The organism is Kocuria turfanensis (assembly GCF_001580365.1).
Lineage (GTDB): Bacteria > Actinomycetota > Actinomycetes > Actinomycetales > Micrococcaceae > Kocuria > Kocuria turfanensis.
Window position 1 is genome coordinate 85,350 of sequence record NZ_CP014482.1, and the last position, 12,370, is coordinate 97,719.

The window sequence follows — 12,370 nt, forward strand, 5'->3', positions numbered from 1 at the left end:
ATAACCGTGTTTTGGGCTGACAGTGGTCATGTGCGGTAGTCTCAGGGCGCCCCCTGGCCCGAGGAGATGGTGATGACGATTGGCGGCTACTTCGCCGAGACGGTGAACTCCGGGGCCCTGCTCATCGCCGTGCCCTTGGCGGTGATCGCCGGGATCGTCTCTTTCATCTCCCCGTGCATCCTGCCGTTGGTGCCCGGCTACCTCGGCTACGTCTCCGGGCTGACCGATCCGACCCGGGCCGACAACCGGCGGCGGATGCTGGCCGGGGTGGGGCTGTTCATCCTGGGTTTCGCGGCGGTGTTCACTGTCTACGGGGCGGCCTTCGGCGCCATCGGGGGCTGGTTGGTGCGGTGGCAGGATCCGCTGATGCGGGTGTTGGGGGTGTTCGTGGCGCTCATGGGCCTGGTGCTGGTCGGGAAGTTCCCCTTCCTGCAGCAGACCAAGAAGCTGTCCTTCCAACCCCGCACCGGCATCGCCGGCGCCCCGCTGCTCGGGGTGGTCTTCGGCCTGGGTTGGACCCCCTGCATGGGCCCGACGCTGAGTGCGGTGCTGGCGCTGAGCACCACCACCGGCGGGGCCTGGCGCGGAGCCCTGCTGGGCTTCACCTACTGCCTGGGCCTGGGCATTCCATTCGTGCTGGTCGCGGCCGGGCTCAACTGGGTCACCACGACCCTGAGCTACATCCGCCGCAACATCCGCACCTTCAACATCGCCGGCGGATCCGTACTGATCGCCGTGGGGCTGCTGATGGTGACCGGGATCTGGATGCAGTGGATCTATCAGCTCCAAAGCCTCGCCGGCACCTTCATCACTCCTGTCTGAGCCCGGGAGAACATCCCCGGCTTGTGACGCACCGAATCCCAACACCCACCGATTCACCACACCACCACCCAGGAGCACACCATGGCGAAGATCTACCACGACGTGACCGAGCTCGTGGGTCGCACCCCGCTCGTCCACCTCAACCGGCTCGACGAGGGCCTGCCCGGCAACGTGGCCGTGAAGCTGGAGTTCTACAGCCCCGCCAGCTCCGTCAAGGACCGCATCGGCGTGGCCATCGTCGACGCCGCCGAGAAGTCCGGGAAGCTCAAGCCCGGCGGCACGATCGTCGAGGGCACCTCCGGCAACACCGGCATCGCCCTGGCCATGGTCGGCGCGGCCCGCGGCTACAAGGTGATCCTCACCATGCCCGAGACCATGTCCACCGAGCGGCGGGTCATGCTGCGCGCCTACGGCGCCCAGATCGTGCTCACCCCGGGCGCGGAGGGCATGCGCGGGGCGGTCGAGAAGGCCCAGGAGATCGTCGAGTCGACCGAGAACGCCGTGCTGGCCAAGCAGTTCGCCAACGAGGCCAACCCGGCGATCCACTACGCCACCACGGGCCCCGAGATCTGGGCGGACACCGACGGCGAGGTCGACGTCTTCGTCTCCGGCGTGGGCACCGGCGGCACCATCACCGGGGCGGGCCGCTACCTGCGCGAGCAGAAGCCGGACATCCGCCTGCTCGTGGTCGAGCCGGCCGACTCCCCGCTGCTGACCGAGGGCAAGGCCGGCCCGCACAAGATCCAGGGCCTCGGCGCGAACTTCGTCCCCGACAACCTCGACCGGCAGATCTACGACGACGTCTACGACGTGACCGTCGAGGACTCCGTGCGGGTCGCCCGCGAGCTCGGCACCAAGGAGGGCATCCTCGGCGGGATCTCCTCGGGCGCCATCGTCTGGGCCGCCCTGCAGGAGGCCGCCAAGGAGGAGAACCGGGACAAGCTGATCGTGGCGATCGTGTGCGACTTCGGGGAGCGCTACATCTCGACGCTGCTCTACGAGGACATCCGCGGCTGAGGCCCTGCCAGGGTTGCCGACCCACATCACCGATCCGCAGCTGCCGCAAGCCATCACTAAGGCCGAGCTGATGGCCCGCGTGCTGGCCGAGAACGGCCTGGGGCACGTGGGTCTCGCCCTCGATTTGGAGTCCCCGTAGCTGTCCGCCGGAGGAGAACTGCGCGTGGTCATTCCCTGGAGTCCGCCCTAACCGCGGCACCTCCGTCTCGGGCCGCATCGCCATTGCCCGGAGAGCCAATGCCCCCGCAGCCGGTGGTCGCCGCCCCGACGGCAACGGTGATTCCCGTTGCTATGATCGACGTATAACGATCATCTCTGAGTGTGCCGGCGTGCGCCTCAGGTCCTCGACAACAGGCCCGCCGTGTTGCGCTCAGAGGCCTATCGGCTTCCCGGTTCATCGTTTCCGGGGTCAGCCCCTACCCGTCCCCGAGCCCGTTTCGACCCTGAGGTGAAATGCCCGTGCCCTCGAACTCTTCACTGCCCACCCACCCGTCCCGCCGCCGTGTGCTCTCCTTGGCCGGTGCAGGAGTCCTCGGGGTGGTCATGGCCGGCTGCGGTGCGGAGGAAGATCCCCTGGCCCAACAGGCCAACACGGGAGATGAGAAGGGCTACATCGCCGGGGACGGCACCGTCTCGGAGTACGCCCCGGATCAGCGGGGGGAGCCGGTGCAGTTCAGCGGCACCCTTTTCGATGGGACCGAGCTCTCGGCCGAGGACTTGCGGGGGAAGCCCGCGCTGCTGAACTTCTGGTACGCGGCCTGCCCTCCGTGCCGGGTGGAGGCCCCGGACCTCGCCGAACTCGCCCAGCAGTTCGAGGGGCAGATCGCCTTCTACGGGGTAAACCTGCGCGATGATCAGGCCACGGCCGAGGCCTTCGAGCGGACCTTCGGGATCCCGTACCCCTCCTTCGAAGACAAGGACGGGAAGGTGGTGATGGCCCTGAACGCCTATGTGCCCCCGCGGGCGGTGCCCACCACGCTGGTGCTCGACGCCCAAGGCCGGGTCGCAGCCCGCATCCTCGGGATCGCAGACCGGTCCATCCTCGAGACCCTCCTCGAGGACACGGTGGCCGAGACAGCATGACTTCCGGCACCCCCTCCGCCGTCCCCGCACAGGGAGCTGAAAGGTCACCATGAGCACCACTAGCAGCAGGCAGAGCACCCCTGAGGACACCCCCGGCAGGGGCCCCCGAGGCTCTTCGCCCACCGGACCCGGCAAGAACCCCAGGGATGTCGAGCTGCCGGCGCTGGGGCCGGTCGGGATGGCCCGGTGGGCGTGGGCGCAGCTGACGAAGATGAACACCGCCCTGTTCCTGCTGCTGTTGCTGGCGGTGGCGGCGGTGCCCGGCTCGACCTTCCCGCAGCGGATCCAGGACACGGGTGCGGTGGCCGACTACATCGATGCCAACCCGACCCTGGGCCCGTGGCTGGACCGGCTGCAGTTCTTCGACGTGTTCTCCTCCGTGTGGTTCTCCGCGATCTACATCCTGCTGTTTGTCTCCTTGGTGGGGTGCGTACTGCCCCGGGCGGGCAAGCACTGGCGGGCCTGGCGGGCGCAGCCCCCGCGCACCCCTAAACGGCTGGAACGGCTGCCCGAGCACCGCCGCCTGGTCCTCGGTGGGCCCGCGGACGCCCCGGCCCCGGACGAGGTCGTGGCCCAGGCCGCCCGCCTGCTGGGCAAGCGCGGCTACCGGGTGGCCGTGCGCGACACAGGAGGACCGGCGCCGTCGGTGGCCGCCGAGCGGGGAATGTGGAAGGAGGTCGGCAACGTCGTCTTCCACCTGGCGCTGCTGGGCGTGCTGGTCTCCGTGGCCGTGGGGTCCCTGTTCGGCTTCAAGGGCCAGAAGATCCTCGTGGAGGGCGATTCGTTCGCCAACTCGTTGATCAACTACGACGCGTTCATCCCGGGCACCAACTTCGACGCCGACCAGCTGGAGCCGTTCTCCCTCACCCTGGAGAACTTCGAGGTCGAGTTTTACCGCGACACCGCCGTTCCCAGTCAGTACGGGACTCCGGTGGACTTCACCGCCGAGGTCACCGTCCAGCAACCCGGAGGACAGCCGCGGCAGGAGACCCTGAAGGTCAACGCCCCGGTCAACGTCGACGGGGTGAAGTCGTTCCTGATCGGCAACGGCTACGCCCCCCTGATCCGGGTGACCGACGGCAACGGCGACGTCGCCTTCGAGGGGCCGGTGGTGGGCATTCCTTCCGACGGGGTCTACACCTCCTCACTCGTGCTCAAGGTCCCCGACGCTGCCCCGGACCAGCTAGGCTTCACCGGCCTGCTGCTGCCCACCGCCGTCACCGGGGCCGATGGGCTCCCGCGGTCGGCGGATCCGGGACTGGCCAACCCGAAGCTGATCCTGTCCTCCTACTCCGGGGACCTCGGACTGGACTCCGGAGTCCCCCAGAACGTCTACGCGCTTGACGTCGAAGGGCTCACCGAGCTCAACGGCATGCTCACCCCCGATGGGCCGATCACCCTGGATGCCGCGGGCCCGGTCTACGAGCTGCCCCAGGGCAAGGGCAGCATCGAGTTCCTCGATGTGAAGCGCTACGTGGGCCTGGATATCGTCTACGACCCGGGACGGACGGGCGCCTTCGTGTCCTTCGTGCTGGCCTTCACGGGCCTGTTGATGTCGATGTTCATCGCCCGCCGCCGCCTCTGGGTGAGGGCCTCGAAAGGCGTCGACAAGGACGGGGCCCCAACCACAATCCTGGAGTACGGTCTGCTGGCTCGCGGGGAGGACCCCCGGCTGGCGGCCGAGGCGCAGCGGCTGGGCGAGCTGTTCACCCAGCAGTGGGGCACCGCGCCCCCGCCCGCTGACGCTGCCGCACACCCCAAAACGAGCAGGGCCCACAGCGGGCCGGCCCACAACTGAGAGGACATCACCGATGACCGTCAATGAGGACCTGGGCGCCTGGAGCCAGTTGTTCATGCTCCTGGCCGCCATGACCTACCTGGTGGCCTTTGTGGCCTTCGCCTGGGACATGGCCTCCCACTCCAAGATCCTGCGCAGGGCCCGACCCGAGCAACACAACAGATCGGAAGGGCAACTGGTCGGCGCGGCAACCACTGCCACGGTGAACACGGTGGAGGCCGATGATTCCCGGGCCGGGCTGGGCACCGGTGACCGCGGCCGCGGGTACCCGGCCTCCGCCCAGTCGGTGCTGGCCGAACACGTCGCTGACTCCTCCATGCGCTACACCGGGACCCGCCGCCCAGCGGCCCGGGCGGCCGTGACCGTCATGGTCCTGGCCTTCGCCCTGCACGCCGTGGCCGTGATGGCCCGGGCGGTGGCCGCCGGACGGGTGCCCTGGGGCAACATGTACGAGTTCGCCACCACCGGGGCACTCGTCGTGGCCGGGGTCTACCTGGGTGCGCTGCTGCTGAGGGACCTGCGCTTCGTGGGCACCCTTGTCACCGGGCTCGTGGTGATCATGCTCACCGCCGCCACCATCGGCTTCCCCACCCCGGTGGGCCCGCTGGTCCCCGCGCTGCAGTCCTGGTGGCTGGTCATCCACGTGTCCATCGCCGTGGCCGCCTCCGGGATCTTCACCATCACCTTCGCCATGGCCGTCCTCCAACTGCTGCAGGCCCGCCGGGAGAAAGCCATTCTGGCCGGTGAGGCCCCCGGCATGGGCTTCCTGGGCATGGTGCCCTCCGCCCAGGCGCTGGAGAACCTGTCCTTCCGGCTCAACGCGATCGGCTTCGCGTTCTGGACCTTCACCCTGGCCGCCGGCGCCATCTGGGCCGAGCAGTCCTGGGGCCGCTACTGGGGCTGGGACGTCAAAGAAGTCTGGACGTTCGTGATCTGGGTCGTCTACGCCGCCTATATGCACGCTCGCGCCACCCGCGGCTGGACCGGCACCCGCTCAGCCTGGCTGTCCATCGTCGGATACCTGTGCGTCATCTTCAACTTCGCCGTCGTCAACACGGTCTTCACCGGCCTGCACTCTTACTCCGGGCTGTAACCCCGGCGGCGTAGACCGCCAGCTACGGGGCGGGATTCGTCGTGATCCAGCAGGGAACGGATTGCAGAAACAGGCACGGAAAGAACCCATGGGCCGCTGCCCCGCGGCGCTGGGGCGCGCATCAGGGATACTCCCGGCGCCGCCCTGCGATGGCGTCCCGATCACGGCACCCCGCCCCAGCACTTCCTTGATTTCCGGGCCCGAGAAGGGCCCCTTTCGCAGCGCCCATCCAGGCACCACCACGGCCAGGCGGATATCTTCTTGGCGCATCGACCGGCCGGTGCCGGTGCCCGGTACTCAGACATCCAGCAAAGGTCACCCGTGAAGCGCTCTGCCACCATCACCGCCCTCGTCCTGGGGTGCGCTCTGGTGCTGCCCGGATATACCGGCAGCATCGAAGAAGCAGCCGAGGAGAAATCCTCCGGAACTCCCTTTGCTGCAAGCGGAGTCAGCGCCCTGGAGGCGGTTGGCATTCACCTAAGGCTTCCCCCCAGTAACATGCACGCGAACCACGTGCCGGAGTGAATCGCACCAGGTCCCGTGGAGGCTCTGTCCCAGGTTTCGCCCTATCAGCGGCCGCCGGCTCCGGCCAGGAAGAAGAGAACGGCGGCAGTGCACAGGAGATATGCGATCAGAGCCCCACCGAGCATGACGACATCGCGGAGGATGAACCCGTAGGAGTCGTGGCGTTCGCGGCGGTAGCTCAGAACGGCGAAGAGCACCGGCATGAGCGCAACGAAAGCCATGACGGTGAGCACGACCGGGTAGTTCTGCACCGGCACGGTCACGATCGCCAGAGGCAGCACCGCAAGCGTGAAGGTCATGGTGTGGTCGGCGAAGACGCTGGTGATCCCGCTGGTCACCTGCCCACTGCGGACCACGGACCAGGTGGTGAACACCTGCGGCAGAGCAGTCATGAACGCGGTGATGAACAGCCCGCTGACCAGCGGTGCCAGGCCAAGCGCTGAACCGATCTGCTGGGTTCCGGTGACGAGGACGTAGGAACCCACGGCAAGTGCGGCTACACCGCCGAGCGTCAGCAGGGTCTGTTTCCCCGACCACGAGACCTGACCACGTTCACCACCACGACCGCGGAAGAGGGCCTGCCCGAGGTAGATGACGTATGCGACCACGGCGATCAAGCCATCGATCGGCTGCAACCCTCGCCAGGCCGGAGGCAGGATGAGCACCGCGAACAGGGCGACGACGGCAAGGTAGGGCAGTGCATCGATGAGCACCGCGCCCTTCTCGATCCGCAGGCCCTCGCCCTGCTCGGCAGGTTTCTTGTCGCTGGTCGCCCGGTTCTTCCGAAACGCCGCGTAGCCGACCGCGACGGTGATCGGGATCGAGACCACGGTGGAGCCGAGCATGCTGCCCAGTCCGACCGCTCCGGCCCCGGTGGCCGCGCTGACGACGTTGATGCCGACATCGGGGCTGGCGCTGCCGAGAGCGACCAGTGGGCCGCCGGCGGCGCCGGTGAACCCGTACCGCTGCCGTACCGCCTTCAGGGGAGCGGCCAGCTGCTCAGCGCCCCAGCGGGTGGCGAATGCCGCCAAGACCAAGCCCACCACCCACACCCACGTCATCGCGGCCCTCCCCCCACCGTTGCGCTCGACGGTACGGAGCGCACGTCGGAGATCACGAATCCGCTGGATGGCAGGGTGGGCATGCGACGCAGGCTGATCCGCAGATCCTGGGACGGGACGTCATAGGTCATCTCCCGCGTCAGGATGGCCAGCGCCGCCTTCATCAGGGCGATGGTGATCCACTCCCCCGCGCACCGGTGGCCGATGTGGTGATCCCCGCCGCCTTGTGGGATGAGACCGTAGGCGCCGCCGTCCCAAGTGGTGAAGCGGTCCGGATCGAAGATCTCGGGGTTCTCCCACAGGTCGGGGTGGTGGTTGGTGCCGTACAGGTCCAGGAGCGTTCTACGCCCCTGGGGGAAGTGCACGCCCTGCCAATCGAAGGCAGTGCGCACCCGAGCACCGACCATCGGGAAGAAAGGATAGAAGCGGCGGACCTCCTGAACGAACAACTCGGCGTCGCGGTCACCGCCCTGGCGCAACCGGCTTCGCCACTGGGGGTGCTGGTGCAGGGCCAAGGCCGCGAAGATGATGAAGCGGTCGACCGCGACCGTGGGACGCACGAGGTTGAGCAGCTCGACCGCGGCAATCCGGCTGCCCAACAGCTGCCCACCAGGCTCGCGGTGAGTGGACACGACCTGCAAGGCGCTGCCCTCCGGGGCAGCGTGCTCCCCGCGGCGTACCCGATCCACCAGGTCCGCAATGGCTTGTTCGGCCCCGTGGCGGGCGCGCCGGCCCCGCCAGTGCCGGGGACCGACCGCAGCGGGAGCCTCGATCATGGCGTGCAAGGACTGGGTGCGGCCCCTGACCTGGGACTCGGTGACGGGGACACCGACCCAGCTACTGACCGCCTGGCACAGGATCTGCCCGACCTCCTCGTACAGCACGATGCGGTCAGCGGCTTCCCACCCGATAATCCGGGCTCTCCAGCCGTCGGCGACCAGGCCCGTCAAAGTACGGATGTCGTGCGGGGTCATGAGATCCATGAACATCTGCTTGCGCGCCCGGTGGGTCTGTCCGTCTAGGCCCTGCACGCCACCGACACCGAGCAGCGTCTTCTGCACCCGCATTGGGAAGGCACCTCGTCGCTGGAACCGGTCGGCGTCGTAGAAGACCTGCGCGGCCTCCGCACCGCGCAGACACACCGTCGGCTCCAGCAGCAGGCGGGTCTGGAACACATCGGTTCCGTACCGTTCACACCGCCGGGACACGAACTCATAGCCCTGCCAAGCCAAGGCCAGAGTGCTGTCCATACTGAGGTCGTACGCCATGCGTCCCATCAGGACTCCCTCTCACGGTGGACTCGCGGCATCGTGGCCTCGGACCTCGGACCTCGGACCTCGGACCTCGGAAAGCATGATCGCGACTGAAGGATGACATTACCCTGGCGAGGTACCAACGTCAGATGCCGATCGAAGCGCTACAGCGGTAATACCTTCCAAGACGGGATCCCGAGCCCCTGCGATGGCGACCTGATGCAACGCGTCCGACCGGACGCGGCCGGCGATCACCCGATGTCTGTCAGCGGAACATGGGCCACGGATGATGAGTCTGATGGGCAAGCTGGGTCTGACACCGTCGACGGTGTCGACCCCCGTGGGAGCACCGCGACCGGTGGGTGTCAGAGGCCGGTGAAGGCGGTGAAGAAGCGGAAGAACACCGAGGCGGCCACCGCGACGTAGGTGATGGACACCAGGGTCCAGGCCCAGTCGGCGGCGAAGCGCACCAGCCCCGCCGGGGCGGGGATCACGCCGTGGGCGAGGTTGCGGACGGTGAGCAGGATGGTCAGCGGGATCATCGCCGCCCACACGATCATGCAGTACAGGCACAGGATGTAGATGGAGAACAGCGCCTGGGACCACAACCAGATCGCGAACACCGCCCCGGCGGTGACCCCGACCTGCAGCCCGATCCAGTACCAGCGCCCGAACCGCGCCCCCGAGAGGGCCGCCATGGCGGTGGTAATGACCACGGCGAAGGCGACGATGCCGATCAGCGGGTTGGGGAAGCCGAACAGTTCCGACTGCCAGGTGCCCATGACCTGCCCGCAGGAGACCCAGGGGTTGATGTCGCAGCTGGTGACGTGGCCGGGGTCGCGGTAGAGGGCCAGGCGCTCGAGCACCAGGACACCGGAGGCGATCCAACCGATCACCCCGGTCACCAGCAGCAGGACCGCGAAGGGCCGGTACCGGGCGAAGCCGGGCAGGTGGGTCTCGGTGGCCGGGCCGGCGTCGGTGTGATGGGTGGTGCTGGTGGTGGGGTCAGCCATGGTGGGTGTCCTTGACGGTTCCGTTGTCGATGACAGGGGTGTCGGCCTGGGGTCTTCGGGCCAGGACGGCCAGGGCGGTGGCCAACAGGGGCAGGGCCCCGGCCAGGAGGATGGAGCTGGCCGCGGATTGCTGGTCCGCCAGCGGGGCGGGGCCCCAGTCCCTCCCCAGCCCGGAGAACCACTCCGGTTGGATCAGCGCTGGGGACAGGGCGGTGGCCCCCGCCCAGAGCCCCAGGGCGGTGGCTGTCCCGACCAGCGTCAGAGCTTGGGTGTGCACCGCAGCCCGGTCGCGTGGTGGGACCAGCACGGCGGCGGCGAAGATCAGGCCCAGGACCAGGGCGGTGGTATTCATCAGTTCGTGGCCGACGTGGGTGTGCAGGGCCAGGGCGAAGGCGGGGGTGTAGTAGAAGACACCGAGCCCGGCCAGGACCAGGACCGCGGCCGGGATCGGGTGGGCCATCAGCGCCCCGGTCCGGGAGGTGCGCCATGCGGTGGTGAGCTCGCGCGCCCCGGTGGAGCCGTCGGTGCGGGCCGGCACCAGGGCCGCGGCCAGAAGCCCGGGTCGTCCGGCGATCAGCAGCAACGGCACCGGGAAGGCCAGCAGCAGGTGGGCGGTGGTGTGGATGCTGAACAGGATCGGGGCGTAGACGGCCGGCAGCCCGCAGGTGACATAGACCAGCAGCACGAGTCCGGCCAGGAACGCCACCGTGCGCGCCACCGGCCACGGTGTCCTGGTGTAGCGCAGGCGTCGCGCCCCGGCCAGGTAGAGGCAGGCTGCGAGGATCGCCACGGCGATCCACAGCCAGTCCAGGCGCCACTGGGTGACCCACCCGGAGGCGCTCAGCGGTGGGGGCAGCAGGTAGCCGGTGAGGATCTCGGCGGCGGTGATGTCCGGTTCCCGTTCCAGGGGCACCGGGGTGGGGGTGCGCCCCAGGGCCACGCCCAGGGCCATCACCGCGCAGAGGATGAAGGCCTCCACGGTGATCAGCCGCCACACCCTGCCCCGGCTCGCAGGCCCGGCAGCAATGACCCGGCCGTTGAGGTACCCGAGCACCCCCAGGGCCACGGTGGCGATCGTCTTGGCGATCACCAGTGCCCCGTAGCCGGAGGCCAGCCCGTCCCACCCACCGATCCGGTAGACGGTGTTGATAACCCCGGAGACGGCCACCACGACGAAAGCCACCGCGGCCAGGGCGGAGAAACGCACCAGCACGCCGTGCGTGGCCTGCGGGGTGGTCAACAGCGGGACGAGCAGGGCGAGCACGATGATCCCGCCGGTCCAGATCCCGGCCCCGAGCAGGTGCAGGGCCAAAGCGTTGACGGCCCCGTTGTGGTCATCGACCCCGGCCACGTGCCCGAGCTGGGACAGCGGAATGACGGCGGCCAGGGCCGCCACGGTGGTGGCGGTCACCGGCCCCGGGGAGCGGGCGAGCACGGCCAAGGTGGTGGTGAGCGCGGCCATCACCGCGGTCACCGCCCACGCCTGGCCGGGAATCAGGCGGGTCACGTAGTAGCCCAGCTGTCCGGTGAACTCGGTCGAGCCCGAGACGGGGGCACCGATGGTGTCGGCGTAGCTGAGCACGATGATCGCCACCGCGGCCAGCGTCCACACCGCCGCCGCCCCCGCGGCCACGTTCAGCACCCGGGCGAAGGCCGGGTGCTCGGCTCCGGGTGTTCTCGCGCCGTGGGCCGGGGTGGACCGGGGCACGACGGTGGTGGCGAAGACCAGCCCTGCCCAGGTGATGGACATGGCCAGATGGTGCACGGTCGTGGCCGCCGGCAGTCCCCAGCGCACCATCGCCCCGGGATCGAGCACCTCCCGGGCCGCGGTGGCCCCGGAGGAGCTCAGGGCCACCCACAGCACGGTGAGGGTCATCAGGCCGACAACGATGAGAGCAGCGGTGGCGACGCCCCGGCGCCGTCCAACCACTGCCAGGGCCGGCGCCGACGGGGCGGGCGGTGGTGTGGTGGTGGTGCGGGATGGACTGGTCATCGGGTCAGTCGGTGGCTGCGGTCTCGACAGCGGCCCGGAAGGCTTCCAGGGATTCGGGGTTGAGCACTTCTCCGTCGAGGTAGAACGTCGGGGTCCCGGCCACGCCCAGGGCTTCACCGTCAGCCACATCGAGCTTGATCCGCTCTTCGGTGGCCGGGTCGGCCACCGCGGCATCGAAGGCGGCCATGTCCAGGCCGAGGTCCTCGGCGAAGCCGCGGAAGAGTGCGCTCTGGTCCTCGGCCGATTCCCCCCATTCGGCCTGGGTCTCGAACATGCGCTGATACATGGCCTCGTACTGTCCCTGCTGGGCGGCGGCCTCCACGGCCACCGCGGCGTTGACGGAGTTGCGGTGACCCGGCAACGGGAAATAGCGGTGCACGAAGGTGACGGTGTCGCCGTACTCGGCCCGCAGGTCTTCGACGAAGGGGTAGGCGGCCCGGCAGGCCTCGCACTCGTAGTCCAGGAACTCCACCAGCACCGCCTGCTCATCCGGGGCCTTCGAGAGCACTCGGCTGTTCTCTCGCACCAGCTGCCCCACATCTTCGGGTACTTCAGGGGTGGAATTGGCACGGGCGATGAGGATCGGGATGGCCACGGCGGCCACGATGGCGACCAGGAGGATCCACACGAGGATCTTGGCCTTCGAGGGTTTCCGCTGGGGGGCGCTCGTACTGGCGGTAGTGCTCACAAGGGGTTTCCGTTCTGTCTCAGG

12 protein-coding genes are annotated in these 12,370 nt (G+C 68.8%); 7 read left to right on the plus strand and 5 right to left on the minus strand.

The window, feature by feature from the left end; translation table 11 throughout:
• Nucleotides 1–72 precede the first annotated feature (72 nt).
• The 7 genes from AYX06_RS18275 to AYX06_RS20015 all read left to right on the plus strand — a co-directional run bounded on the left by AYX06_RS18275 (nt 73) and on the right by AYX06_RS20015 (nt 6,338).
• Nucleotides 73–822, plus strand: a complete 750-nt coding sequence (locus AYX06_RS18275) for a cytochrome c biogenesis CcdA family protein (protein ID WP_062737357.1) — start codon at nt 73–75, stop codon at nt 820–822.
• Between the two features lie 81 nt (nt 823–903).
• Entirely contained in the window at nt 904–1,839 is a 936-nt protein-coding gene (gene cysK / locus AYX06_RS18280; protein WP_062737358.1) for a cysteine synthase A, read from the plus strand.
• A 13-nt stretch (nt 1,840–1,852) separates the two neighbouring features.
• Complete coding sequence (locus AYX06_RS20800) at nt 1,853–1,978, plus strand: hypothetical protein (protein ID WP_255219693.1); 126 nt, start codon at nt 1,853–1,855, stop codon at nt 1,976–1,978.
• Nucleotides 1,979–2,292: 314 nt separating this feature from the next.
• The gene (locus tag AYX06_RS18285) at nt 2,293–2,922 is read left to right on the plus strand and encodes a TlpA family protein disulfide reductase (protein WP_062737359.1); all 630 of its coding nucleotides are present in this window, start codon (nt 2,293–2,295) and stop codon (nt 2,920–2,922) included.
• A gap of 49 nt (nt 2,923–2,971) precedes the next feature.
• The gene (gene resB, locus AYX06_RS18290) at nt 2,972–4,720 is read left to right on the plus strand and encodes a cytochrome c biogenesis protein ResB (RefSeq protein ID WP_084271833.1); all 1,749 of its coding nucleotides are present in this window, start codon (nt 2,972–2,974) and stop codon (nt 4,718–4,720) included.
• 13 nt (nt 4,721–4,733) lie between these two features.
• Complete coding sequence (gene ccsB, locus AYX06_RS18295) at nt 4,734–5,813, plus strand: c-type cytochrome biogenesis protein CcsB (RefSeq protein WP_062737360.1); 1,080 nt, start codon at nt 4,734–4,736, stop codon at nt 5,811–5,813.
• 321 nt (nt 5,814–6,134) lie between these two features.
• Nucleotides 6,135–6,338 carry a hypothetical protein gene (locus AYX06_RS20015; RefSeq protein ID WP_136341273.1) on the plus strand — a complete coding sequence of 68 codons (204 nt, stop codon included), beginning with the start codon at nt 6,135–6,137 and terminating at the stop codon, nt 6,336–6,338.
• A 44-nt stretch (nt 6,339–6,382) separates the two neighbouring features.
• Here the strand turns inward: AYX06_RS20015 and AYX06_RS18300 are convergent, their stop codons facing one another.
• The 5 genes from AYX06_RS18300 to AYX06_RS18320 all read right to left on the minus strand — a co-directional run bounded on the left by AYX06_RS18300 (nt 6,383) and on the right by AYX06_RS18320 (nt 12,346).
• Nucleotides 6,383–7,399, minus strand: a complete 1,017-nt coding sequence (locus AYX06_RS18300) for a sodium:calcium antiporter (RefSeq protein ID WP_062737361.1) — start codon at nt 7,397–7,399, stop codon at nt 6,383–6,385.
• Nucleotides 7,396–8,676: a cytochrome P450 gene (locus AYX06_RS18305; protein WP_062737362.1), complete on the minus strand. Its 1,281-nt coding sequence runs from the start codon at nt 8,674–8,676 to the stop codon at nt 7,396–7,398. Before AYX06_RS18305 ends, AYX06_RS18300 begins: the two co-directional genes overlap by 4 nt.
• A gap of 341 nt (nt 8,677–9,017) precedes the next feature.
• Entirely contained in the window at nt 9,018–9,665 is a 648-nt protein-coding gene (locus tag AYX06_RS18310) for a vitamin K epoxide reductase family protein (protein ID WP_062737363.1), read from the minus strand.
• The gene (locus AYX06_RS18315; protein WP_232319481.1) at nt 9,658–11,658 is read right to left on the minus strand and encodes a cytochrome c oxidase assembly protein; all 2,001 of its coding nucleotides are present in this window, start codon (nt 11,656–11,658) and stop codon (nt 9,658–9,660) included. Before AYX06_RS18315 ends, AYX06_RS18310 begins: the two co-directional genes overlap by 8 nt.
• A 4-nt stretch (nt 11,659–11,662) precedes the next feature.
• Complete coding sequence (locus AYX06_RS18320) at nt 11,663–12,346, minus strand: DsbA family protein (protein ID WP_062737365.1); 684 nt, start codon at nt 12,344–12,346, stop codon at nt 11,663–11,665.
• Nucleotides 12,347–12,370: the final 24 nt, after the last annotated feature.